Origin of the sequence: Mycobacterium saskatchewanense (genome assembly GCF_010729105.1) — a bacterium.
GTDB lineage: Bacteria > Actinomycetota > Actinomycetes > Mycobacteriales > Mycobacteriaceae > Mycobacterium > Mycobacterium saskatchewanense.
Window position 1 is genome coordinate 2,414,669 of the sequence record NZ_AP022573.1, and the last position, 23,681, is coordinate 2,438,349.

At 70.3% G+C, this 23,681-nt stretch carries 24 protein-coding genes; 10 read left to right on the top strand and 14 right to left on the bottom strand.

Annotated elements, in window-relative coordinates; translation table 11 throughout:
- Positions 1 to 63: 63 nt before the first annotated feature.
- Both G6N56_RS11075 and G6N56_RS11080 read right to left on the bottom strand, forming a co-directional pair.
- Entirely contained in the window at positions 64 to 1,434 is a 1,371-nt protein-coding gene (locus G6N56_RS11075; RefSeq protein ID WP_085256435.1) for a hypothetical protein, read from the bottom strand.
- 39 nt (positions 1,435 to 1,473) lie between these two features.
- On the bottom strand, positions 1,474 to 2,262 hold the full coding sequence (locus tag G6N56_RS11080; RefSeq protein WP_085256434.1) for a (2Z,6E)-farnesyl diphosphate synthase: 789 nt from the start codon (positions 2,260 to 2,262) through the stop codon (positions 1,474 to 1,476).
- 159 nt (positions 2,263 to 2,421) lie between these two features.
- On the opposite strand from G6N56_RS11080, the gene trhA reads away from it, so the two are divergent.
- Positions 2,422 to 3,192: a PAQR family membrane homeostasis protein TrhA gene (trhA, locus tag G6N56_RS11085; RefSeq protein WP_085256433.1), complete on the top strand. Its 771-nt coding sequence runs from the start codon at positions 2,422 to 2,424 to the stop codon at positions 3,190 to 3,192.
- Here the strand turns inward: trhA and G6N56_RS11090 are convergent.
- Genes G6N56_RS11090 through mca form a run of 4 tightly spaced genes read right to left on the bottom strand, consistent with a single transcriptional unit; the run spans position 3,189 to position 6,718 of the window.
- Positions 3,189 to 3,560: a nuclear transport factor 2 family protein gene (locus G6N56_RS11090; protein WP_085256432.1), complete on the bottom strand. Its 372-nt coding sequence runs from the start codon at positions 3,558 to 3,560 to the stop codon at positions 3,189 to 3,191. The two genes, trhA and G6N56_RS11090, sit on opposite strands and share 4 nt — an antisense overlap.
- Before the next feature lie 11 nt (positions 3,561 to 3,571).
- A complete protein-coding gene (locus G6N56_RS11095; protein WP_085256431.1) occupies positions 3,572 to 5,572 on the bottom strand; it encodes a thioredoxin domain-containing protein in 2,001 nt (666 codons plus the stop codon).
- The gene (locus G6N56_RS11100) at positions 5,559 to 5,849 is read right to left on the bottom strand and encodes a hypothetical protein (protein ID WP_085256430.1); all 291 of its coding nucleotides are present in this window, start codon (positions 5,847 to 5,849) and stop codon (positions 5,559 to 5,561) included. Before G6N56_RS11100 ends, G6N56_RS11095 begins: the two co-directional genes overlap by 14 nt.
- A complete protein-coding gene (mca, locus tag G6N56_RS11105; RefSeq protein WP_085256429.1) occupies positions 5,846 to 6,718 on the bottom strand; it encodes a mycothiol conjugate amidase Mca in 873 nt (290 codons plus the stop codon). Before mca ends, G6N56_RS11100 begins: the two co-directional genes overlap by 4 nt.
- A gap of 113 nt (positions 6,719 to 6,831) precedes the next feature.
- On the opposite strand from mca, the gene G6N56_RS11110 reads away from it, so the two are divergent.
- Positions 6,832 to 7,266, top strand: coding sequence for a DUF4307 domain-containing protein (locus G6N56_RS11110; protein ID WP_085256428.1), 435 nt, complete (start codon positions 6,832 to 6,834; stop codon positions 7,264 to 7,266).
- 214 nt (positions 7,267 to 7,480) lie between these two features.
- Positions 7,481 to 7,975: a transcription elongation factor GreA gene (gene greA / locus G6N56_RS11115; protein WP_007168983.1), complete on the top strand. Its 495-nt coding sequence runs from the start codon at positions 7,481 to 7,483 to the stop codon at positions 7,973 to 7,975.
- A gap of 78 nt (positions 7,976 to 8,053) precedes the next feature.
- Here the strand turns inward: greA and G6N56_RS11120 are convergent, their stop codons facing one another.
- From G6N56_RS11120 to G6N56_RS11135, 4 genes are all read right to left on the bottom strand, one after another.
- The gene (locus G6N56_RS11120) at positions 8,054 to 9,220 is read right to left on the bottom strand and encodes a cystathionine gamma-synthase (protein WP_085256427.1); all 1,167 of its coding nucleotides are present in this window, start codon (positions 9,218 to 9,220) and stop codon (positions 8,054 to 8,056) included.
- Between the two features lie 38 nt (positions 9,221 to 9,258).
- Positions 9,259 to 9,993, bottom strand: a complete 735-nt coding sequence (locus G6N56_RS11125; RefSeq protein WP_163645110.1) for an RDD family protein — start codon at positions 9,991 to 9,993, stop codon at positions 9,259 to 9,261.
- A 112-nt stretch (positions 9,994 to 10,105) separates the two neighbouring features.
- On the bottom strand, positions 10,106 to 11,512 hold the full coding sequence (locus tag G6N56_RS11130) for a cystathionine beta-synthase (protein WP_085257815.1): 1,407 nt from the start codon (positions 11,510 to 11,512) through the stop codon (positions 10,106 to 10,108).
- A 49-nt stretch (positions 11,513 to 11,561) separates the two neighbouring features.
- Positions 11,562 to 12,629, bottom strand: coding sequence for an alpha/beta hydrolase (locus G6N56_RS11135; protein ID WP_085257816.1), 1,068 nt, complete (start codon positions 12,627 to 12,629; stop codon positions 11,562 to 11,564).
- 240 nt (positions 12,630 to 12,869) lie between these two features.
- Here G6N56_RS11135 and G6N56_RS11140 point away from each other — a divergent pair, with 240 nt between their 5' ends.
- Both G6N56_RS11140 and G6N56_RS11145 read left to right on the top strand, forming a co-directional pair.
- Positions 12,870 to 13,826: an SGNH/GDSL hydrolase family protein gene (locus G6N56_RS11140; RefSeq protein ID WP_085257817.1), complete on the top strand. Its 957-nt coding sequence runs from the start codon at positions 12,870 to 12,872 to the stop codon at positions 13,824 to 13,826.
- 95 nt (positions 13,827 to 13,921) lie between these two features.
- The gene (locus G6N56_RS11145; RefSeq protein ID WP_085257818.1) at positions 13,922 to 15,139 is read left to right on the top strand and encodes an acetyl-CoA C-acetyltransferase; all 1,218 of its coding nucleotides are present in this window, start codon (positions 13,922 to 13,924) and stop codon (positions 15,137 to 15,139) included.
- A gap of 202 nt (positions 15,140 to 15,341) precedes the next feature.
- On the opposite strand, the gene G6N56_RS11150 is transcribed toward G6N56_RS11145, so the two are convergent.
- The gene (locus G6N56_RS11150; RefSeq protein WP_085257819.1) at positions 15,342 to 16,187 is read right to left on the bottom strand and encodes a Bax inhibitor-1/YccA family protein; all 846 of its coding nucleotides are present in this window, start codon (positions 16,185 to 16,187) and stop codon (positions 15,342 to 15,344) included.
- Positions 16,188 to 16,414: 227 nt separating this feature from the next.
- On the opposite strand from G6N56_RS11150, the gene G6N56_RS11155 reads away from it, so the two are divergent.
- The 3 genes from G6N56_RS11155 to G6N56_RS11165 are packed head-to-tail and all read left to right on the top strand — an operon-like array spanning position 16,415 to position 20,012.
- Positions 16,415 to 17,452, top strand: coding sequence for an enoyl-CoA hydratase/isomerase family protein (locus G6N56_RS11155; protein WP_085257820.1), 1,038 nt, complete (start codon positions 16,415 to 16,417; stop codon positions 17,450 to 17,452).
- 12 nt (positions 17,453 to 17,464) lie between these two features.
- On the top strand, positions 17,465 to 18,256 hold the full coding sequence (locus G6N56_RS11160) for an enoyl-CoA hydratase (protein ID WP_085257821.1): 792 nt from the start codon (positions 17,465 to 17,467) through the stop codon (positions 18,254 to 18,256).
- Positions 18,257 to 18,266: 10 nt separating this feature from the next.
- Complete coding sequence (locus tag G6N56_RS11165; protein WP_085257822.1) at positions 18,267 to 20,012, top strand: alpha/beta hydrolase; 1,746 nt, start codon at positions 18,267 to 18,269, stop codon at positions 20,010 to 20,012.
- Here G6N56_RS11165 and G6N56_RS11170 read toward each other — a convergent pair whose 3' ends face one another.
- Both G6N56_RS11170 and G6N56_RS11175 read right to left on the bottom strand, forming a co-directional pair.
- A complete protein-coding gene (locus G6N56_RS11170; RefSeq protein ID WP_085257823.1) occupies positions 20,013 to 20,456 on the bottom strand; it encodes a rhodanese-like domain-containing protein in 444 nt (147 codons plus the stop codon).
- A complete protein-coding gene (locus G6N56_RS11175) occupies positions 20,456 to 21,037 on the bottom strand; it encodes a cysteine dioxygenase (protein ID WP_085257824.1) in 582 nt (193 codons plus the stop codon). Before G6N56_RS11175 ends, G6N56_RS11170 begins: the two co-directional genes overlap by 1 nt.
- A gap of 113 nt (positions 21,038 to 21,150) precedes the next feature.
- On the opposite strand from G6N56_RS11175, the gene G6N56_RS11180 reads away from it, so the two are divergent.
- Entirely contained in the window at positions 21,151 to 21,603 is a 453-nt protein-coding gene (locus tag G6N56_RS11180) for a lipoprotein LpqV (RefSeq protein WP_085257825.1), read from the top strand.
- 97 nt (positions 21,604 to 21,700) lie between these two features.
- Positions 21,701 to 22,789: a patatin-like phospholipase family protein gene (locus tag G6N56_RS11185; protein ID WP_142280796.1), complete on the top strand. Its 1,089-nt coding sequence runs from the start codon at positions 21,701 to 21,703 to the stop codon at positions 22,787 to 22,789.
- Between the two features lie 3 nt (positions 22,790 to 22,792).
- On the opposite strand, the gene G6N56_RS11190 is transcribed toward G6N56_RS11185, so the two are convergent.
- Positions 22,793 to 23,662 carry a patatin-like phospholipase family protein gene (locus G6N56_RS11190; protein ID WP_085257827.1) on the bottom strand — a complete coding sequence of 290 codons (870 nt, stop codon included), beginning with the start codon at positions 23,660 to 23,662 and terminating at the stop codon, positions 22,793 to 22,795.
- Positions 23,663 to 23,681 lie beyond the last annotated feature (19 nt).

Consider the following 23,681-nt stretch of genomic DNA (forward strand, 5'->3'; position numbering starts at 1 on the left):
CCGGGGCGTAAACGCCACGGCTGAGAATCCGGACCGATTGACGCCGCCGCGTTACGGCCGGCGCTAGTCGCTGGGCACCGGCACCCGGCCGCGCAGGTCGGCGGCGATCACCCGTGCCGCGGCGTTCTGCCAATTGTGCAGCGAGCGCTGCGGCACCTCGGTCACCAACCATTGCCAGGCCTGCCGGGCGGTCGGGTCCAATCCGGACGCGGTGGCGTTCTGCGCGTAGGCCCGCACGCCGACGACGTACGGGAAGTAGAGCGAGTTGTAATGGCGCCACTGCTCGGTGGTCCCGAAGTCCCCGGCGTCGCGCGGCTTGAGCCGCCCGATGGCCTCGGCGAGGACGGCCTTGAGCTCGTTGGCCCGCTCCAGCGGGTTGTCGGGCGCTCCGCGGGCGGCCAGTCGCTCGTCGATGGCGGGCAGCGCGGTCAGCGGGCTGGCCACCAACTTGGTCAGGTCACCGTAGTGTCCCAGCGCCCGGCGCGTGAGCCGGGCGAAGGTCTCGTCGTCGACGTCGTGCAGGGGGTCGACGGAACGCAGCGGCAGCGCGGCCTCGGTTTGCCGCAGCGCGGCCCGGTCGGCCCGCAACGCCGGCGATTTCGAGAACGCCAGCCGGTCGAGCACGCCGGCGAGCGGATCCGCGAGCACCTGCACCGTGATGGCGATCGCCAGGGTCGTGAACAGCAGGACGGTCAGCACCGTCTGCGCGGTGGGCTCCCCGCGAGTGGCGCCCAGCCCGATCAGCGCCTGGCCGCCCAACAGCACCGCCACCACCATCGACCCGGCGAAAGAGCGCAGCATGTCCGCGCGCAGCGCCTGGCCCTCGTCGAAGGCGTCCCAGAGGGCGACCGCCACGCCGAGCAGCAGCAGGTCGAATCCCGTCGACGCCAGCGCCAGCCAGCTGGGCACCAGGCCCAGCGGGATGATGAGGATCGCGTTGGCCAGCGCGAAGAACAGCGTCGCCACCACGACGACGCCCACAACGGGCACCGGCTGCGCGGGCCGCCGCAGCGCCGCCACCATCGCACCCAGTGTGGACACCGAGATCACCGCGAACATCAGCAGGTGGCCGGGCCGCAGCGGCGCGGCGACGCTGCCCGCCACCGCCGCGCCGACCAGCGTGAGCGCCGCGACCGCGCCCACCAGCAGGAGCTCGCGGGTGCGGGCCCGCCAGTGATCACCTGGCCGGGACAGCTCGACGAGCACTGCGAACCACGCGACGCTCGGCACGGCGACGAGGTACACCTCGAGCCGGCCGAGCACCGCGATGTGCGTGGGACCGCCGGTGCGCACCGCGTCCAGCGCGACCACCAACGCGAACCCACACAATCCGGCCGCCGCCAGCGCGAGTACCGGTTTTCGCGGATCACGGGCCAGCAGGTACAGCCCGAGCCAGCCACTCAGCGTAAAGACCACCGCCGACAGCGCAGCCATGCGTCCAGTCTCGCACGCAGTGCGGGCCCCTAAGCCGTCCTACTTGCCGTACCGGCGGTGCCGCTGGCTGTAATCGCGCAGCGCGCGCAGGAAGTCGACGCGGCGGAACGCCGGCCAGTGCGCCTCGGTGAACCACATCTCCGAGTACGCGCTCTGCCACAGCAGGAAGCCGGACAGCCGCTGCTCCCCCGAGGTGCGGATCACCAGGTCGGGGTCCGGCTGCCCGGAGGTGTAGAGGTTTTCGGAGATGCCGTCGACGGTGACGGCGTCGATCAGCTCCTCGGCGGTCGCGCCGTTGGCGAGTTCCTTGCTCAACAGCGCGCGCACGGCGTCGACGATCTCGCGGCGTCCGCCATACCCCACGGCCACGTTGACGTGGAACGCCGCGACCCCCGGCGTGGACCCCACCGCGTCGCGCACTCGGCGGGCCGGCTCGTCGCCGAGTAGCGAGAGGTCCCCGACGGTGCGCACGCTCCAGCGATTGGCCGGCGCGCAGATCTCCTCGACCACGTCTGTGATGATCTCGATCAGCCCGGCGAGCTCGTCGGCATCGCGCTGCAGGTTCTCGGTGGACAGCAGGTAGACGGTGGTCATTTCGATCCCGGCTTCCTGGCACCACCGCAGCATCTCGGCGATCTTGACCGCGCCCATGCGGTAGCCGTAGCTGACGTCGTCGTACCCGGCGTTGCGCGCCCACCGCCGGTTGCCGTCGCACAGGACCGCGATGTGGCGGGGAAGTTCGGACTTGGAGGCCGCCAGCCCCTGCCTCAGACGCAGCTCGTAGACGCGATACAGCGGCTCTTTGAGGCGCGGCGGGATGATCTCCACGAGGAACCACCCTACTGTGAGCGGTACCGATTTCCGGGCGCATCTCGGGCAATCTCACCGCACGGCGAACCGGTTCCGGACCGTTCCCGTCTACTGTTGATGGGGAACAGCCCTGGCGACCCCTCGCACCAACCCCGCTTGCACGAGGCAACAGGAGACATGAGTAGCCAGATCAACACGGCCACCGGCAAAGATCCCCAGTCCGAAGCGATCACCCCCGGCAACACCGTCGAACAGCTCGTCGAAGGCGCCGCCCACGTCCTGACCAAGCCGCGCATGCGCGGCTGGATCCACTTCTACTCGGCGTGGCTGGCCGTCATCACCGGCGCGACGCTGGTGTCGGTCTCGTGGGCGGTCGCGTCGCCCCGCGCGGGGCACTCGACACTGGTCTATGCCGCGTCGACGGTGGCGATGTTCGCCGTCAGCGCGACGTATCACCGCGTCCAATGGAAGTCGGAGACCGCCCGCAAGCGGATGAAGCGGCTCGACCACTCGATGATCTTCGTGTTCATCGCGGGCAGCTACACGCCGTTCGCCCGTCTCGTCATGCCACAGAACACCGGGGTGCTGGTGCAGTGCATCGTGTGGGGCGGTGCCGTGCTGGGCATCGTGCTGAAGGTGTGCTGGCCGTCGGCGCCACGCGGGGTGGGCGTGCCGCTCTACCTGCTGCTGGGCTGGGTGGCCGTATGGTTCGCGCCGACCATCCTGCACCAGGCGGGCGTGGCGGCGATGGTGCTGCTGGCCGTCGGCGGCGTGTTGTACAGCATCGGCGGCATTTGCTACGGGCTGCGCTGGCCCGACCCCTGGCCGAGCACTTTCGGCTACCACGAGATCTTCCACGCCTGCACCGCCGTCGCGGCGATCCTGCACTACATCGCCATGTGGTTCGCGGTCTTCTACACCGGCACCAACGCGTGGCTCGCCGGCTAGAGCCGCGTGACGTCGGCCGCCGACCAGTAGGACTTCATCGTCGCGATCTTGCCCTCGTGGTTGAAGGCCATCACGTCGATCGGCTCGATCACCATCCGGTGTTGCCCGGCAGCGACGGTGAGCCGGAACTGGAAAGCCGCCTCGTTGCCGGCCACCCGCAGCGACACCAGCTCGCACTCGCGCTCCACGTCGTTGACCGCGGAGTAGAAGCCGTGGATGGCCCCGTGCCCGATGTGCACCTCCCCGCCGACCGGGTCCTCGACCGTGGCGTCGTCGGCGTACAGCTCGACCAGGTCGTCGGCGCTGCCCTTGGCAACCAGCGCGATGTAGCGGTTGACAGTGTCGGTGATGTGTTCGGCGCTCGGCATGAAATGTCACGCTACCGTGGCTCAGCGAGCAACTCCGCCAGGTCTTCGACGCGGGTGACCGGCAGGTCGCAGACCCGCCCGCGGCACACGTAGGCGGCGTCGGCGCCGGCCACCCGGCCCCGACCCGCGAGCAGCGGCGCCGAGTCCTCGGCGCCACCGAGCACGATCGCTCCCCCCGGCGCCAGCCGGCGCGCTTCGGCCAGCAGCGGCGAGCGCGACGGGTCGCAGGCGACGGCGATCTGCAGCGGCCCGCGCACCGCCGCCTCGGCGACGGCCAACCAGTGCCCGGCCGAGCGCGGCGCCCGCTCCAGCAACACGGAATGCTCGCGAAGCGCGTCGGCCGCCGCCCGTAGATACCGGTCGGCGCCGACCAGGTGGCCGGCGGTCAGCAGCGCCTCGGTGATCGATGACGCACCCGACGGGGTGGCCCCGTCCAGCGGGTCGGCGGGCCGCAGCACCAACGGTTCGGCGTCGTCGGCGGTGTCGAACCAGCGCCCCGGCCGCTGCGGGTCGGCAAAGTGCGCCAGAGCGATGTCCAGCAGGTCGGTCGCCGACGTCAGCCAGGTTTTCTCCCCGGTCAGCTGATGCAGCGCGAGCAGGCCGGTGGCCAGCATGGCGTGGTCCTCGAGGATGGCACCACTCGCCCCGACGACCCCGCCCAGGCTCGCGCGCCGCAAACGGCCGTCGACGACGTGCACGTCCAGCAGGGCCGCCGCGCAGCGCCGCGCCGCATGCCCCAGCCCGGGGTCTTCCAGTGCCACGGCGGCCTCGGTCAGCGCGGCGATCGCGAGCCCGTTCCACGACGTGACCACCTTGTCGTCGCGGCCCGGCTGCGCCCGCGTCGACCGCGCGGCGAGCAGCGCCGCTCGGACGCGTTCGGCCCGGTCCGGATCATCCGGATCGGCGGGCAACTGCAGCACCGAGGTCCCGTGCTCGAACGTGCCCGACCGGGTGACCGCGAACAGCTGTGCGGCCCAACGCCCGTCCTCGGCGCCGAGGGACTCGGAAAGCTGCGCGGGTGTCCAGACGTACGTCGACCCCTCGCGGCCGTCGGCGTCGGCGTCCAGCGACGACGTGAACAGGTCCCCGTCGACCAGCTCGCCGAGCAGGAAGGCGGCGGTCTGGGCGGCGACCCGACGCGCCAACGGGTCTCCGGTGCGCCGGGCCCAGTGCGCGTAGGCCCGCAGCAACAGCGCGTTGTCGTACAGCATCTTCTCGAAATGCGGCACCACCCAGGCGTTGTCGACGCTGTAGCGGGCGAAGCCGCCGGCGAGCTGGTCGTAGATGCCGCCGCGGGCCATCGCGTTGCCGGTGCGCTGCACCGCCTGAAGCGCGGCCACCGAGCCCGTGCGCTCGTGGTGGCGCACCAGCGCCTCGAGGACGGCCGACGGCGGGAACTTGGGCGCACCGCCGAAGCCACCGTGCACCGTGTCCTGGTCGCCCAGCACCGCGGCGACGGCGTGGTCACACAGTCCGGGGGCCAGGTTCGGCCCGCCGCCGGGCAGGCCGGATGACATCCTGCGCAGTTCGCCGGCGATGCGGTCCGACGCCTCCTCGACCTCGCCGCGGCGCTGCCGCCAGGTGTCGCCGACCGCCGAAAGAAGTTGCAGGAAGCCGTCTTTCGGGTAGTAGGTGCCGCAGAAGAACGGCCGGCCGTCGGGCGTCAGGAAGCACGTCATCGGCCAGCCGCCGCGTCCGGTGAGCGCGACCGTGGCGTTCATGTAGACGGCGTCGAGGTCGGGCCGCTCCTCCCGGTCCACCTTGATGCAGACGAAGCCGGCGTTCATCGCGGCGGCCACCTCGTCGTCCTCGAACGATTCGTGGGCCATGACGTGGCACCAGTGGCAGGCGGCGTAGCCGATCGACAGCAGGATCGGCACGTCCCGCGCGGCCGCTTCCGCCAGCGCCTCGGGCGTCCACTGCCGCCATTGCACCGGGTTGTCGGCGTGCTGACGCAGATAAGGGCTCGTCGCGAGCCCGAGGGTGTTCGTCCCGGGGTCAGCCGGGCTCATCGCCGGTCCCCGGTCCGCGCGCCGACCCGTCCGGCTGGTCGGGGGCCTGCTCGACCGTGTCGGTGCCCTCGTCGGCGGCCTGGTCGGCCTCGGGGTGCCTGGGATCGAACGACTCGGGGACCTTCTTCAGCTGCCGGTTCATCGACCGCAGCAGCAGCAGCGTGGCGATCAGCAGCAGCACCACGATGAGCAACCCGACCGGGCTGGCCTTCCCGAAGTCGGGCCCGGTGTTGCGCGGCGCGTTGTCGGCGAGGACCGCCAGAAGAAGGTGGGTCACCCGTCGCGCTCGATCCCGGCGAACAGGTCGTCCTCGGGCAGCCGAACGGGAACCCGCGACCGGGCCAACTCGAATTCCTCGGTGGGCCAGAGCCGTTGCTGCCACGAGATCGGCGCGGCAAAAAACTCGGCGTTCGGGTCGATCTGGGTGGCGTGCGCGCGCAGGGCGTCGTCGCGCTGGCTGAAGTACGCCGAGCACTCCACCCGCGTGGTCACCCGGGACTCGAACGGATCGTTCTCGGGATCCCAGTGCTTGAGCCACTTCTTGAACGGCCCCTCCTGGCCGCGCTTGACGAACTCGTCGTGCAGCAGCTGCATCCGCGCCCGCAGGAAGCCGTGGATGTAGTAGAGCTTGGACACCGCCCACGGTTCGCCGGCGTCCGGGAAGCGCCGGTAGTCGCCTGCGGCCTCGAACGCGCCGATCGACACCTGGTGGCACCGGATGTGGTCGGGGTGGGGGTAGCCACCGTTCTCGTCGTAGGTGGTCATCACATGGGGTCGGAACTCGCGCACCACCCGCACCAGCGCCTCGACCGACTCCTCCAGCGGCACCAGGGCGAAGCAGCCCTCGGGCAGCGGTGGGGGCGGGTCTCCCGCGGGCAGCCCGGAGTCGACGAAGCCCAGCCAGGTGTGCTCCACGCCGAGGATCTCGGCGGCCTTGGCCATCTCGTCGCGACGGATCTCGGCCATGTGCTCGAGCACGTCGGGGAAGTCCATCGCCGGATTGAGGATGTCGCCGCGCTCGCCCCCGGTGAGGGTCACCACCATCACCCGATGCCCCTCGTCGGCGTAGCGGGCCAAGGTGGCCGCACCCTTGCTGGACTCGTCGTCCGGGTGGGCGTGCACCGCCATCAACCGCAGTTCGCTCACGTGCCCCCTTGTCGGTCCGCTGGTCGCCCGGTCTGCACCCTATAATTCCAGTTCCGGATCCCTGCGCGCGCCGGCGGCGGTCCGGCCGGTCCTCAATTCCCAGATACCCAGGCATGACCGAAACTCCCATCTCGCGTCCCGAGTCCCGCTACGGGCGTTCCCGACTGACGCCCAGGTCCCGGCGCAGCGCGGTTATCGCCCTCGCCGTGCTGGTCGTCGCGGCCGGCGTCGCCGTCGCCGTCATCGGCTATCAGCGGCTCGCCACGAGCAGCGTGTCGGGCTCGCTGGCCGGTTACCGCGTCATCGACGACGAGACCGCGTCGGTAACGATCAGCGTGACGCGATCCGACCCGTCGCGCCCGGTGGACTGCATCGTCCGGGTGAAGGCGAAGGACGGCAGTGAGACCGGCCGGCGCGAGGTGCTCGTCCCGCCGGCCAGCCAGGCGACGGTACAAGTGACGACGACAGTGAAGTCGTCGCAGCCGCCGGTGATGGCCGACATCTACGGTTGCGGCACCGAAGTGCCCGCTTACCTGCGCCCCGCCTGACCGCGCCGGCGAAGTCGAACCGCTCGACCGGGTCATCTTTTGTTTGCGCGGTGGTAACATGGGTGAATGCACGGTTCCTGCTGGGACCGTGTATTGCTGCATTAATGGCCGTCGGGACGACGGGCCGGCAGCACACGGGGAGGACCCGGCGACCCCGGTGGCGGGGCTGACAGGCTTACGCGAATACGCGAACGACAATGAGGAGCACGACGAGATGACGGACACTTCCGTGACTTGGCTGACCCAGGAGTCACATGACCGACTGAAGGCCGAGCTCGACCAGTTGATCGCCAACCGTCCAGTCATCGCCGCGGAGATCAACGATCGGCGCGAGGAGGGTGACCTGCGCGAGAACGGCGGATACCACGCCGCCCGCGAGGAGCAGGGCCAGCAGGAGGCCCGCATCCGCCAGCTGCAGGACCTGCTCAACAACGCCAAGGTCGGCGAGGCCCCCAAGCAGTCCGGCGTCGCGCTGCCCGGTTCGGTGGTGAAGGTCTACTACAACGGCGACAAGTCCGACACCGAGACGTTCCTGATCGCCACCCGCCAGGAGGGCGTCAACGACGGCAAGCTCGAGGTGTACTCACCCAACTCCCCGCTGGGTGGCGCCCTGATCGACGCCAAAGTGGGCGAGACGCGCAGCTACGTGGTGCCCAACGGCAACACCGTCGAGGTCACGCTGGTCAGCGCGGAGCCCTACCACTCCTAAGTCGCATCCGTTGCGCGAGCAGTCGCAGACGCCGCCGCACGCCCGGCGTGTCGCGGGCTTTTGCGACTGCTCGGCGTACTAACCCAGGGCTTGTTCGAGGTCGCCCAGCAGGTCGGCGATGTCCTCGATGCCCACCGACAGCCGCACCAGGTCGTCGGGCACCTCCAATTGCGAACCGGCCGTCGACGCGTGCGTCATCGCACTGGGGAGCTCGACCAGCGACTCGACCCCGCCGAGCGATTCGGCCAGGATGAACACCTTGGTGCGGCCGCAGAGGGTTTCGGCGGCCGGGCGGCCGCCCCGCATGCGCACCGACACCATGCCGCCGAAGTCCCGCATCTGTCGCGCGGCGACGTCATGCCCGGGGTGGCCGGGCAGGCCCGGGTACAGTACGGCACTCACCGCTGGGTGCCCGGCGAGGTACTGCGCGACCGCCATGCCGTTCTCGCTGTGCCGCTGCATCCGCAGCGCCAGGGTCTTCAGGCCGCGCAGCGTCAGGTAGGCGTCGAACGGGCCCGGCACCGCGCCGGCCCCGTTCTGCAGGAAGCCGAAGGCGTCGTCGAGCTCTTCGTCGTTGGTGATCAACGCGCCGCCCACCACGTCGGAGTGCCCGCCGATGTACTTGGTGGTCGAGTGCAACACGACGTCGGCCCCCAGCGTCAACGGCTGCTGCAGCGCCGGCGAGGCAAACGTGTTGTCCACCAACAGCTTCGCCGAGCTTTGCGCGGCAAGCTGGGCGATGGCCGGGATGTCGGCGATGGTCAGCAGCGGGTTGGTGGGCGTCTCCACCCAGATGAGCCGGGTGCGGGGGGTGATGGCGGCGCGGACGGCGTCCAGGTCCGGCAGCGCCACCGGCGTGTACTCGACATTCCAGCGGGTGAAGACCTTGTCGATGAGCCGGAACGTCCCGCCGTAGGCGTCGTTCGGGATGACCACGTGCTCCCCGGGCCGCAGCATGGCCCGCAGGGCGCAGTCGGTGGCGGCCATCCCGGAACTGAACGCCCGTCCGAACGCGCCCTCCTCGACCGCCGCCAGCGACGCCTCGAGCGCGGCCCGGGTCGGGTTGCCGGTGCGCGCGTACTCGAACCCGCCGCGCAACCCCCCGACGCCGTCCTGGGCGAACGTGCTGCTGGCGTAGATCGGGGCGTTGACCGCCCCGGTGGCCGGGTCCGGGCGGTAACCGGCGTGGATGGCTTTGGTCGCGAATCCGATGAACGGGTGGTGCCCGTCGCTGTCGTGGCTCATCGGGCTTCAGCCTAGTGACGGGCGCGGCCGCGTCCCCTTCACGCCTCCCGGATCGGAAGTACCACCGTGGTCATGATCTTGTCCGCGAGCGTCTGCCGCTTCGAATCCCACAGCGGGAAAAGGAAGCCGATGAAGCAGATGACCGCGTCGACGAAGTGCGCGATCTGGCGGACGACCGACATCCCGAAGCCGATGGGTTGCCCGGTGACCTCGCTGACCACCTTGATCTTCATCACCGACTTGCCGAGGCTCGAGCCGGTGGTGCCCTGTCGGTAGCCGTAGTTCCAGACCAGGTAGGCCAGGCCGAGCAGGCTGGCCAGCCACTGGGACAGCTGGCCGATCATCGAGGGCTGGGTGGCGCAGAACTGGCTGACGTCGTACTGGGTGATGTCGGTGACGCACGACGACTGCTGGGTGCTGAAGTAGATCGCCGAGCCGATGCCCACCACGACGGCGTAGGGAATGTAGTCGATGATGAACGCCAGCACCCGGGTGAGCCAGGGCGCGTAGGACTCGGTCGGCAGCGTGCGGATCGCCGGCCCCGGGGGCGGCGGCGCGTACCCGCCGGACGACGGCGGCGGCGGCGGGTAGGAGCCTCCGGGCGGCGGCGGGGGCGGCGGGTAGGAGCCTCCACCGGGCACCGGCGGCCCAGACGGCGAGGGCGCCGCCGCGTGCGCACCGGATGACGGCTCATGACCTCCGGGTGACCCAGGAGAACCCGGCGACGAGGGGGGTGGCGGGTAGGCGCCGCCGGGCGGCGGTTGATCGGTCATGGGCAACCCTTCCACTGCGGATCGGCTCGACTGGGCGGCCTTACAGTACCTGAGGGCCGAGCGGCCGGGCGAGAGCCGAATCACACCTCGGTAGGCGCCCGGCGGGGCCCCGCTATCGGCGCCCCGCGAGCCCCCGCGGCCCCTCCGAGAGGAAGCCCAGCAGGTCGTAGCGAGTGATGACCCCGACGGGTTTTCCCTCCTCGACGACCATCAGCGCGTCCCAGTCGCGCAGCGCCTTGCCGGCGGCGCTGACGAGCTCACCGGCGCCGATCATGGGCAGCGGCGGGCTCATGTGCTGCGAGACGGCGTCGGCCAGCTTTGCGCGGCCCTCGAAGACGGCCGACAACAGTTCGCGCTCGGACACGCTGCCGGCGACCTCACCGGCCATCACCGGCGGCTCGGCGCCGACGACGGGCATCTGGGACACGCCGTACTCACGCAGGATGCCGATGGCGTCGCGCACCGTCTCGGACGGATGGGTGTGCACCAGGTCGGGTAGCTCCCCGGATTTGCCGCGCAGCACGTCGCCGACCCTGGCCTCCTCGGTGGACCCGTCGAGGCGGCTGCGCAGGAATCCGTACGACGACATCCAGGCGTCGTTGAAGATCTTCGCCATATAACCGCGCCCGCCGTCGGGCAGCAGCACCACGACGAGCGCATCGGGCCCGGCCTCTTCGGCCACCTTCAGCGCGGCCACCACCGCCATCCCGCACGACCCCCCGACCAGCAGCGCCTCCTCACGGGCCAGCCGCCGGGTCATGTTGAACGAGTCGGAGTCGGACACGGCGATGATCTGGTCGGGCACGGTGCGGTCGTACGCCTGCGGCCAGAAGTCCTCCCCCACCCCCTCGACCAGGTAGGGCCGGCCGGTGCCCCCGGAGTACACCGACCCCTCGGGATCGGCGCCGACGACCCGCACCGCACCGCCCGACACGTCTTTGAGGTATTGGCCGGCGCCGCTGATCGTGCCGCCGGTGCCGATCCCGGCGACGAAGTGCGTGACCTTGCCGTCGGTGTCGGCCCAGATCTCGGGCCCGGTGGTCGCGTAGTGGCTGGCCGGCCCCTCGGGGTTGGCGTACTGGTCCGGCTTCCAGGCGCCGTCGATCTCCCGGACCAGCCGGTCGGAGACGCTGTAGTAGCTGTCCGGGTGGTCCGGCGGCACGGCCGTCGGGCAGACGACGACCTCCGCGCCGTAGGCGAGCAGCACGTTGCGCTTGTCCTCGCCGACCTTGTCGGGGCAGACGAACACGCACTTGTAGCCGCGGCGCTGCGCCACCAGGGCCAGGCCGACGCCGGTGTTGCCCGAGGTGGGCTCGACGATGGTGCCGCCCGGCTTGAGCTGCCCGCTGGCCTCGGCGGCGTCGATCATCTTGACCGCGATCCGATCCTTCGAGCTGCCGCCGGGATTCAGGTATTCGATCTTGGCCGCCACCGTTCCGGCCCCGTCGGGTACGACGGAGTTCAGCCGGACGAGTGGCGTGCCGCCGATGAGGTCACTGATGTGCTGCGCGATCCGCATGCGTTCATCGTCTCAAGCCCGTTCGCCGGGCGCACAGCCGCGCCGTCGGTCAGCCGGTGGCCTCGCGGATGTAGTCGCCGATCTGGCGCAGCGAACGAACCGCCTCCGGCAGGATCGGGGCGGCCAGCTGGAAGTCGTGGACTTGCCCCGGCCACACCCGCACCTCGGCGGGCACCCCGGCGGCCGCGAGCCGGGTGGCCGCCAGCTGCGCGTCGTGCAGCAACACCTCCGACCCCGAGACGTGGATGAGCGTCCGTGGCAGGCCCGGCTTGATGTGCTCCAAGGGCTCGTAGATCTCCTCGGGTCTGCCGTCGGTCTTGTTCTTGGCGGCCGCGCCAGCAACGAGCTCGATGAGGGCGTCGAAGGCCTTCGGGGGGAACATCGCGTCGCTCCTGATGTTCGGGTGGGCCTGTTTGAATTCCTTTGCCAGCTGCAGCAGGGGCGAGATCGCGACCAGCGCGGCCGGACCTTCCCCCTCGTCCTGCAGGCGTTGCGCCAGCGCCAGCGCGAGGTAGCCGCCGGCGGAGTCGCCGGCCAGCACGATCTGGTCCGGTGGGTAGCCGCGCTCGCGCAGCCATTGGTAGGCGTCGTGACAGTCGTTGAGGGCCATTCCCACCGAATGCTTGGGAAGCAGCCGGTAATTGACCACCAGGATGGGCGAGTCGGCAAACTTCGACAGGGCCTCGACCAGCCGGCCGTGCGAGTTGGCTCCGCACGTCAGGAACGCGCCGCCGTGCAAGTAGAGGACCACCCGACGGGTGCCGTCGGCGGGCAGCACACCGGGCGCGCGCACGAGTTGCGCCGAGGCGTTTGGCAAGTTCACCGTTTCGCGGACGGTGGCCGACACCGGCAAGACGACGCGGGCGGCGAGATCGATGAGGCCCCACGGCCACGGCAGGTTGGGGACGTGGCTGCCGACGGCGAGGACGGGCCGGATGGTTAGCCGTGACGCGAGGGTCGCCACCCGCGCAGCAACGCTCGGCCCGGACTCGAGGACCTCGACCGGCGCACCGTCGCTGATGGCGAATCGTCGGGCCTCGAGTTTACGAGCCTTGAGGACGTCGTGTGGGCGAACGGAATACCGGGGTGAGCCGGATACCTTGCTCGGTGCGGTCATGCTCGACACTCCTACGCCTTTGTAGTGCATACAGCATGTAACGAGGCTGCCGAGCGTCTGGTTTAACCCGAGTTTCCAGCCGTTCAGCGGCAGTTAAGCCAAGGCCTCGAACTTAGCTTGGCAGGCGTTCCTGAGAAGCGCGTTTGACGAATCTGATTCGATACCACATTTGATTCGCACCGTGATCACATTGTTCGTTAGCCGCCCGCGCAAACCCTCAAGCCGAACTAAAATGACGCCGTGATCATCCGGGTGCGGCGGCGTTCGACGATCGCCCTGGCCACGGCAGGCGCACTCGCTTCGACGGGCACGGCCTATCTGGGCGCACGCAATCTGCTGGTCGGCCAGGCGACGCACGCACGCACCATAATCCCCAAGTCCTGGGACATCCCGCCGCGCGCGGACGGTGTGTACACCCGCGGCGACGGGCCGGTGGAGCGGTGGCACCGCGGCATGGCCGTCGACCTGCACCTGATGATCTTCGGCGACTCGACGGCCGCCGGGTACGGCTGCATGAGCGCCGAGGAAGTCCCGGGCGTCCTGATCGCGCGCGGGCTCGCCAACCAGACCGGAAAGCGAATCCGGCTGAGTACCAAGGCCATCGTCGGCGCCACGTCCAAGGGCGTATCCAGTCAGGTCGACGCGATGTTCGTGGCCGGTCCCCCGCCGGACGTGGCGGTGATGATGCTGGGCGCCAACGACGTCACGGCCCTCAACGGCATCAGCCAGTCCGCGCAGCGGCTGTCGCTGACCGTCCGCAAGCTGCGGGCCCGCGGCGCGGTCGTGATCGTCGGGACCTGCCCCGATCTCGGCGTGATCGGTGCGATCCCGCAGCCGCTTCGTTCCCTGGCGCACGAGCGGTGCGTTCAACTCGCCCGCGCCCAGGCCGCCGTCGTCCGGGCGGCCGGCGGCGTGCCGGTCCCGCTGGCGCAGCGGCTCGCCCCCCACTTCCGGAAGAAGCCGGAGGTGATGTTCTCCGCCGACGGTTATCACCCCTCGGCGACCGCCTACGCGCTGGCGGCGGACGCGCTGCTGGTCGCGCTGTGCGAGGCGCTCGGCGAGGACGTCGAGGAGCCCATGGTCGCGCTGCCGGCACGGCCGGCCGCGCCGATGCTCGACGCGCGCCACACCCGGCTGAGCATGCTGTCGCGGCTGTGGCGGCGCCCGCCGTCCGGGCCGAGTGCCCCGTCGTCATGACCGCCCGTCGTCGGCGACTAGATTTGTGCTAGCCCGTTTGGGTGCCATGCCAGCCGCTTTTGTAGCGAGCCCACATCCCATTGGAGGGAATCCCCATGCCCGAAGCCGTCATCGTCTCCGCCGCTCGCTCGCCGATCGGCCGCGCCATGAAGGGGTCGCTGGTGAGCATGCGGCCCGACGATCTGGCCACGCAGATGGTGCGGGCGGCGCTCGACAAGGTGCCCGCCCTGAACCCGCATCAGATCGACGACCTGATGCTTGGCTGCGGCCTGCCGGGCGGTGAGTCCGGCTTCAACATGGCGCGCGTGGTCGCCGTCGAGCTCGGCTTCGACTTCCTGCCGGGCACCACGGTGAACCGCTACTGTTCGTCGTCGCTGCAGACCACCCGGATGGCCTTCCACGCGATCAAGGCGGGCGAGGGTGACGCGTTCATCTCGGCCGGTGTCGAGACCGTGTCGCGGTTCGGTAAGGGCAACTCCGACTCGTGGCCGGATACCAAGAATCCGCTGTTCGACGAGGCCCAGGAGCGGACCGCCGCCGCGGCGTCGGGCGCCGACGAATGGCACGATCCCCGCAGCGACGGCAACGTGCCGGACGTCTACATCGCGATGGGGCAGACCGCCGAGAACGTCGCCCTGATGACCGGCATCAGCCGCGAGGACCAGGACCGCTGGGGGGTACGCAGTCAGAACCGCGCCGAGGAGGCCATCAACAGCGGGTTCTTCGAGCGCGAGATCACCCCGGTGACGCTTCCCGACGGCACGACGGTCAGCAGGGACGACGGCCCGCGCGCCGGCACGACCTATGAGAAGGTCTCCGAGCTGAAGCCGGTTTTCCGGCCCAACGGCACTGTGACAGCGGGTAACGCCTGCCCGCTGAACGACGGCGCCGCGGCGCTGATCATCACCAGCGACACCAAGGCCAAGGAGCTCGGGCTGACGCCGCTGGCGCGCATCGTGTCCACCGGGGTCAGCGGCCTGTCGCCGGAGATCATGGGGCTCGGCCCGATCGAGGCGTGCAAGAAGGCGCTGGCGCGCGCCGGCATGTCGATCAAAGACATCGACCTCTACGAGATCAACGAGGCGTTCGCGGTACAGGTGCTGGGCTCGGCCCGGGAGCTGGGCATGGACGAGGACAAGCTGAACGTGTCCGGCGGTGCCATCGCGCTGGGTCACCCGTTCGGCATGACCGGCGCGCGCATCGCCACCACGCTGATCAACAACCTGCAGACGCACGACAAGACGTTCGGCCTGGAGACCATGTGCGTCGGCGGCGGCCAGGGCATGGCGATGGTGATCGAGCGGCTGAGCTGACGCCGGGCAGCTGACCCCGCGCGCCAGTTCCCGCGAGCAGACGCAAGAGCCTTACGACACGCCGCGCGGCATGCGCTTTTGCGTCTGCTCGCCCGAGGAGCCGAGGCCCCGGAGCCGAGGCCCCGCGAGCGCCGGGAAACGCACGCCGCACCGAAAAAACCGGCACGCCGATCGGCGTGCCGGTTTTCTGCATCGGGCCTTGCTAGTCGTTCTGCAGATAACTCAGCAGACGCAGGATCTCGATGTACAGCCACACCAGCGTCACGGTCAGGCCCAGGGCGATGCCCCACGCCGCCTTCTCCGGCGCGCCGGCGCGGATCATCTGGTCGGCCGCGTCGAAGTCGATGAGGAAGCTGAACGCCGCCAGCCCGATGCAGACCAGCGAGAAGATGATGCCCAGGGGTCCGGGACTGCGCAGCCCGAGGCCCTCGCCGCCACCGACGTTGAACATCGCCAGCACGAAGTTGCCGAGCATCAGGGCCAGCACGCCGAACAGCGCCGCGACCAGCATGCGGGTGAACTTGGGCGTCACCCGGATGGCGCCGGTCTTGTAGACCACCAGCATCCCGACGAAGACGCCGATCGTGCCCATGATGGCCTCGCCGATCAGCACGCCGGCGTTGGCGGACGACACGGTGAAGTGGGCCAGCACGAACGAGACGGCGCCGAGGAAGAGACCCTCGAGCACCGCGTAGCTCAGCACGATCGCCGGGCTGTCCTGCTTGCGGCCGAAGGTCGCGACCAGCACCAGCCCCAGGCCGCCGAGCGCGCCAATCAGGGTCAGCGGCATGGCCAGCGCCAGGTTGGACGCCACCAGGAAGTAGGAGACAACCGCCGTCGCCGACAGGACGGCCAGCGTCAGCCCCGTCTTGGTGACGACATCGTCGATGGTCAGCGGACGCGACGCCCTGGTCTCCTGGTAGGGGGCGTAGGGGTTGTAGGGGTTGCTCTGATAGCCCTGCACCGGGGCCGCGCCAGTGCCGAATTGCGCGTATCCGCCCCGCTGCTTGGGCAGCGAACGAAATACCGGGTTGCTTGTCTCCCGCACCGTCGGTTCCTCTCTCGATGGACTGTGGTTCGAGCTGTGCGAACACCTACCCAACGATCGGCGCTCCGGCCGGGTTCCCCAACGAACCTGCTGTTCGTGGGTGCTGCCCGCCTACGACTGACACCGCCGCTCTCGTCGGGACCAACATAACCCTTACCCGCGGGCACCGCCTCCCCCTTGACGATCTAGATTGCTGGTCGAGACCCGGCGGCGATGGGAGGGCACGCGTGACCGAGGGGTCCGACGAGGTTTTGACCCGAGTCGATGGCAACGTCGGCTTGATCACGCTCAACCGACCCAAGGCGATCAACTCGCTCAACCAGGCGATGGTGGATGCGCTGAGCGACGTGCTGACGCGGTGGGCGGACGACGACGACATCCAGACCGTGGTGCTGACCGGCGCCGGGGACCGCGGACTGTGCGCGGGCGGCGACGTGGTCGCGATCTACCACAGCGCCCGCAAGGACGGGGTCGAGGCGAGGCGGTTCTGGCGCGACGAGTACCTGCTCGACGGCCAGATCGGCCGGTTCGCCAAACCGTATGTCGCGGTGATGGACGGCATCGTGATGGGCGGTGGCGTGGGCGTCAGCGCCCACGCCAGCGTTCGGGTGGTGACCGATACCTCCAAGGTGGGGATGCCCGAGGTGGGCATCGGCTTCATTCCCGATGTCGGCGGGGGTTTCCTGCTGTCGCGCGCGCCCGGCGCGCTGGGCCTGCACGCGGCCCTGACCGGCGCGCCGTTCTCCGGGGCCGACGCCATCGCGATGGGTTTTGCCGACCACTATGTTCCGCACGAGCGGCTCGAGGCGTTCACGCGGTCGATCGTCGACGACGGCGTCGAGGCCGCGGTTGCCGGTCATGCCGTCGAGCCACCGCCGAGCGAGCTTGTCGCGCAACGGGACTGGATCGACGAGTGCTACGCCGGTGAAACCGTCGCCGACATCGTCGCCGGCTTGCGGGAGCGCGACGCAGGCCCGGCCCACGACGCGGCGAACCTGATCGGCACCCGCTCCCCAATCGCGGTGTCGGTGGCGCTGGAGGTGGTGCGACGCGCCGCCAAGCTGGACACTCTGGAAGACGTACTCGTGCAGGACTATCGGGTTTCGTCGGCGTCGGTGCACTCCCACGATCTCGTTGAGGGCATCCGCGCGCAGCTCATCGACAAAGATCGCCAGCCGAAGTGGTCGCCGGCGACTCTCAACCAAATCACCCCGGCCGACGTCGAGGCGTATTTCGCTCCGGTCGACGACGACCTGAGCTTCTAGAAAGGCGGTTCGGTGACCGACAGCACCCCCAGGAATTACGAGACCATCCTCGTCGAGCGCGACGAGCGCGTCGGGATCATCACCCTGAACCGGCCGCAGGCGCTCAACGCGCTCAACACCCAGGTGATGAACGAAGTAACTACAGCCGCAACCGATTTCGACGATGACCCCGGCATCGGGGCGATCGTGATCACCGGCTCGGCCAAGGCGTTCGCCGCCGGGGCGGACATCAAGGAGATGGCGGGCCTGACCTTCGCCGACGCGTTCGGCGCCGACTTCTTCGCCCCCTGGGCCAAGTTGGCCGCGGTGCGGACCCCGACGATCGCCGCGGTGGCCGGACACGCTTTGGGTGGCGGCTGCGAACTGGCGATGATGTGTGACCTGCTGATCGCGGCCGACACGGCAAAGTTCGGCCAACCCGAGATCAAACTCGGCGTGCTGCCGGGCATGGGCGGCTCGCAGCGCCTGACCCGGGCCATCGGCAAGGCCAAGGCCATGGACCTCATCCTGACGGGGCGCACCATCGGCGCCGCGGAAGCCGAACGGAGCGGGCTGGTTTCGCGGGTGGTCCCAGCCGACGACCTCCTGACCGAGGCCAAGGCGGCCGCCACGACCATCTCGCAGATGTCCCGCTCGGCGGCCAGGATGGCCAAAGAGGCGGTCAACCGGGCCTTCGAATCCACGTTGGCCGAAGGGCTTCTCTACGAGCGGCGCCTCTTCCATTCGACCTTCGCGACCGACGACCAGTCCGAGGGCATGGCGGCCTTCATCGAGAAGCGACCCGCGAACTTCACCCACCGGTAGGACCCGCGCGATGAGCGAAGCGCCCGCCACGAAAACCGCCACCGCCGACGAACGGGCCGGCACCGAGCGCGCCGACACGAAAACTGAAGGCGCGCAAGCGGAGGCGGCCGGGCCGCGGCGAGAGGGCAACCCCTGGTGGGTTCGCCACTACACGTTCACCGGCACGGCCGTCGGCCTGGTCTTCGTCTGGTGCTCGATGACGCCGTCGCTGCTGCCCCGCGGCGGTCTGTTCCAGGGGCTGGTGAGCGGCCTCTCGGGCGCCAGCGGGTACGGGCTGGGCGTCTTCGCCGTGTGGCTCTATCGGTACCTCTGGGCCCGGGAGTCCAGCCCGCCCGCGCCGCGCTGGGCGTGGATGATGCTGATCCCGTCCGGCGCGGTCGGCATGGTCGTGATGGCGATCGGCTTCCACGACTGGCAGGACGACGTGCGGGACCTGATGGGCGTCGGTCATCTGAAGTGGTACGACTACCCGATCGCCGCCGGCACGTCGCTGGTGGTGCTGTTCACTCTGGTCGAGATCGGGCAGTTCGTCCGCTGGCTGGTCATCTTCCTGGTCGGGCAGGTCGACCGGTTTGCGCCGTTTCGGCTCTCCGCGGCCATCGTGGTGGTGCTGCTGGTGACGCTGACGATCACGCTGCTGAACGGCGTCGTCCTCAAGGCGGCGATGCGCACCATGAACGACACGTTCGCCTCGGCGAACAACGAGATGAGTCCCGACACCGCAGCCCCGAAGACGCCGTTGCGATCGGGTGGGCCCCAGTCGCTGGTGTCCTGGGACTCGCTGGGCCGCGAGGGCCGCATCTTCGTCGAGAGCGGTCCGACCACCGACGAGCTGACCAAGTTCAACGGCGCGCCGGCCACCGAGCCGATCCGCGCCTACGCCGGCCTGAACTCGGCGGACGGCATCACGGCGACCGCAGAGGTGGCGGCCGAGGAGCTGGAGCGCGAAGGTGGCCTGCAGCGCGCCGTCGTCGCGGTCGGGACGACCACCGGCACCGGCTGGATCAACGAGGCCGAGGCCGACGCTCTGGAGTACATGTACAACGGCAACACCGCGATCGTCAGCATGCAGTACTCGTTCCTGCCGAGTTGGTTGTCGTTCCTGGTGGACAAGGAGAACGCCCGACACGCCGGCCAGGCGCTGTTCGAGGCCGTCGACAGGCTCATCCGGCGGCTGCCCGAGGGGCAGCGCCCCAAGCTCGTGGTGTTCGGCGAGAGCCTGGGCTCGTTCGGCGGCGAGGCGCCGTTCATGAGCCTCAACAACGTGCTGGCCCGCACCGACGGCGCCCTGTTCAGCGGACCGACCTTCAACAACACCATCTGGACCGACCTCACCTCCACCCGCGATGCCGGTTCGCCGCAGTGGCTGCCGATCTACAACGGCGGCCAGAACGTCCGGTTTGTCGCGCGCGCAAGCGATTTGAATCGCCCCTCACCCGAGTGGGACCACCCGCGGGTGGTCTATCTGCAGCACGCCTCGGACCCGATCGCCTGGTGGACGCCCGACCTGCTTTTCGCCCGCCCGGACTGGCTGCGGGAGAAGCGGGGATACGACGTGCTACCCCAGACGGAGTGGATTCCGGTGGTGACCTTCCTGCAGGTCACCGCCGACATGGCGGTCGCCCAGAAGGTTCCGCCCGGGCACGGTCACGACTACGTGGCAGACGTCGCCGACGCCTGGGCGGCGGTCTTGTCCCCGCCGGGCTGGACGCCGGACAAGACCGAACGGCTGCGCCCGCTGCTGCACGCCAGCTAGTCAGAGCCAGCGGTGACCGGGGTTGCCGGCGTCGGCCAGCCCCGTCCGGCGGGGGTCGGCCGGCCCGAGCAGCTGGTCCACCACACCGGTGGCGGCCAGCTCCCGGTAGCCGCCGATGACGTCGGTGGCATTGTGCAGGCCGATGTCGAGCAGCGCGGCGGCCGCCAGGCTGGAGGTGTAGCCCTCCGAGCAGACGATCACCCATTCGACGTCGTCGCCGCTGGCCTCGGGCAGCCTGGCCTCGCTGGTGGGGTCGCAGCGCCACTCCAGCACGTTGCGCTCGATGACCAAGGCCCCGGGCAGCTCGCCCTCGCGGAAGCGCTGCGCCTGAGGCCGGATGTCGACCAGCAGCGCGCCGCGCCGCACGGCGTCGGGCACTTCGGCCGCGGGCAGGCGACGAAACCGGCGCCGGGCGGATCTCAAAACAACATCGATGCGGCTCATCAAGCTCCCTCCGGGTGGTCGGTCAGTTCGGTGCGCTTGCGGCGCAACCGGTTTCGATCGATGACCTCGTAGTAGGACATCGCGGTCAGCGGTGGCGAGTACGCATGCACGCTCAGCGTGGGTGATGCCTCGAGGGCGGGCGCCGGGACCGGCCTCGGCGCCCACACCACGTCGTGCACCCAGCCGAGCGGGAAGCCGGCCTGATCGCCGGGATCGAGCCGCCGGCGCCGCAAGCTTTGCCCGTCCCAGCGGAATTCGTTGAGCGACCCGGACAGCACGGTCAGCGCGCCGAGGGACCCGCCGTGGTCGTGCAGTTCGGTGGCGTGGCCGGGCACCCAGCTGATCAGCCAAACGTCCAGCTCGTCGTCGCCGTAGATGCGGGTGAACCAGCGCCGTGAGTCCGGCAGGCCACCCGCGGGCAGCAGGTGGTCGCAGCGCCCGCTGAGCACGTCGTCGGCGGCCTGGTCGGTGGCGTTCAGCAGGTCGGGTACCCGCAGCCGCGTCGGCCCCGCCGACGGGGCCGACGGGCGCAGCGCGGGGAAGGTGTCGACAGGCAGGGGCCTGGTCAAGGACAAAGACATGGGGAGGGGCTCCAGGGAAAACGAACGGACGAGCGGCGGCGCGTTAGGGCCGACAACACTCGCAAAATCCGAAGCGCTCCATCACGGCCGCCAGTGTTGCATAGATTGACTACGTGCGTTGGTGCGGTCATGGGTCCCCGCGGTGGGTCGGGGCGGTTTTCGTCGCCGGTGTGTTGGCGGTCGCGGGGTGCTCCCACGAGGGCCGCGACGCCCAGCCCGGCCATCCGGCGTCGCCGTCACCGCGGCCCTCGAGCATCCCGACCGGGCCCGGCTCGGCGCCGCCGGGCGCCATTGGTCTTTCCCCCGCCGGTACCACGACCAGGGTCGATGTCCCCGCGGAGTCGACCGAGGAGGAGTACTACCAGGCCTGCCACGCCGCAAAGGTGTGGATGGAGGGCCAGCCCAAGACCGGTCAACCGCAGTTCGAGCCGTATCTGGCGATGGTGCAGGCGTCGCCGGCGGGCACCCCGGGCACGTGGAACGCCCGGTGGGCGGATCTGACCCTGGCGCGGCAGGCCGCCGTGATCACCGCCGCGCGCGCCGCCGCCAACGACGAGTGCGGGTAGCGCGGACCGGCGCCGGGCGCCCGCGCAGTTGAAATCACGGGTACCCGAAGTGCCGGCCCAGCCGGTACGGCCCCGCCACGCCGCGCAGAATGTGGGGATGGCCGGCACACCTGAACCTGCGCGCCCACGCGGGGCGTCCCGGGTGGCGTTGGCGCTGGGCAGCGGTGGCGCCCGCGGGTACGCCCACATCGGGGTGATCGAGGCGCTGGCCGCCCGCGGGTACGAGGTCGTGGGCGTCGCTGGCTCGTCCATGGGCGCGGTGGTCGGCGGTCTGCAGGCCGCGGGGCGTCTCGACGAGTTCGCGGACTGGGCGAAATCGTTGACGCAGCGGACCATCCTGCGGCTGCTGGACCCTTCCATCACCGCGGCCGGGGTGATGCGCGCGGAGAAAATCCTCGATGCCGTGCGCGACATCGTCGGCCCGGTCGCCATCGAGGAGCTGCCCGTCCCCTACACCGCCGTCGCGACCGATCTGCTGACCGGCAAATCGGTGTGGTTCCAGCGCGGCCCGCTGGACCAGGCGATCCGGGCGTCAATCGCGATACCGGGCGTGATCGCCCCCCACGAGGTCGACGGCCGCCTGCTGGCCGACGGCGGCATCCTGGACCCGCTGCCGATGGCGCCGCTGGCCGCGGTCAGCGCCGACCTGACCATCGCGGTAAGCCTCAGCGGCAGCGAGGCTATCCCCAACCGCGCCCCCGAACCCGGCGCCACCGCCGAGTGGTTGAACCGCATGGTGCGCAGCACCACCGCCCTGCTGGACACGGCGGCGGCGCGATCGCTGCTGGACCGTCCGACCGCGCGCGCGGTGTTGAGCAGGTTCGGCGGGTCGGAGAGCTGGGCCGGGGCCGCGGAAGACTTCGAGGACTCCGGGAACACCGAGGACCTCGACGCCCAGCACGCGTCCGACGACGCGGAGCCGGCCATCGCGCCCGGGGTGCCGAAGCTCGGCAGCTTCGAGGTGATGAACCGGACCATCGACATCGCGCAGGCGGCGCTGGCACGCCACACGCTGGCGACCTACCCGCCCGACCTGCTGATCGAGGTGCCCCGCTCGACGTGCCGGAGCCTGGAATTTCACCGGGCCGTCGAGGTGATCGGCGTGGGCCGGGCGCTGGCCGACCGGGCGCTGGACGCCCTTGAGGCCGGGGACGACGGCGGCACGCCGCCCGCGATCGAGGCCTGACCGCTAGGCGCCCACGAAGCGGGCGACGGCCGCGGCCTCACGGCGCCCCTGCGCTCGGCCCGCCCGGGCCGAGTGGACGCGGCACCGCGGATCAAGCGGATTGGGGCCGAAGGCGGCCAGCGACTCTTGGTCGGCGAACACGCCGAGCGTGTCGCCGGGGAAGGCGGATATCTCCGCGGCGGGCCCGTCGCCGAACGGCGAGGGTGAGTCCGCGCCGGAGGGCACCAGCACCACCGCGGCGTCGCAGTCGCCGGCCACCCCGAGGTTGACCGGACTGGCCACCCCGCCGTCCATGTAGCGCCGGCCCCCGATGGTCACCGGCGGCCATGCCCCCGGGACCGCGCAACTGGCCGCCACCGCGTCGACGAGGTCCACCCCGGAGTCCCGATCGAAGACGACCAGCTCGCCGGTGCCGACGTCGATCGCGGTGACGCGCAGCACCCGGTCGGGCCAGTCGTGGGAGGGCAGGCGCTGGGCGATCACGGCGCGGCGGACGGGTTCGGCGACGGTCTCGGTCGCGACGGCCACGGCTCCGATCCGCCGCATCTGCTGGCGGGTGATGTCCCGCGGGTCGTCGTAGGGTTCGCGCAGGGCCGCCAGGAACATGCCGGTGATGGCGTCCACATCGACACCGGAGTCGATCTCGGCCGACGCCTCGGCCACCTGACGGTCATACAGCTCCGCGAGCGCAGTGCCGCTGCCGATCTGGGCGGCGACCGCCGAGCCCGCCGAGGTCCCCACCAGCACGTCCGACTCCAGCAGCAGCCGGGCCGCCTCCGGTGACTCGTCGCCGATACCACGCAAAAGTCCGGTCTCCCAAGCGATCCCGGCGATGCCCCCACCGCCCAGCACAAGGGCTCGTCTGGCTGTCACGTCGATCCACTATGCCAGT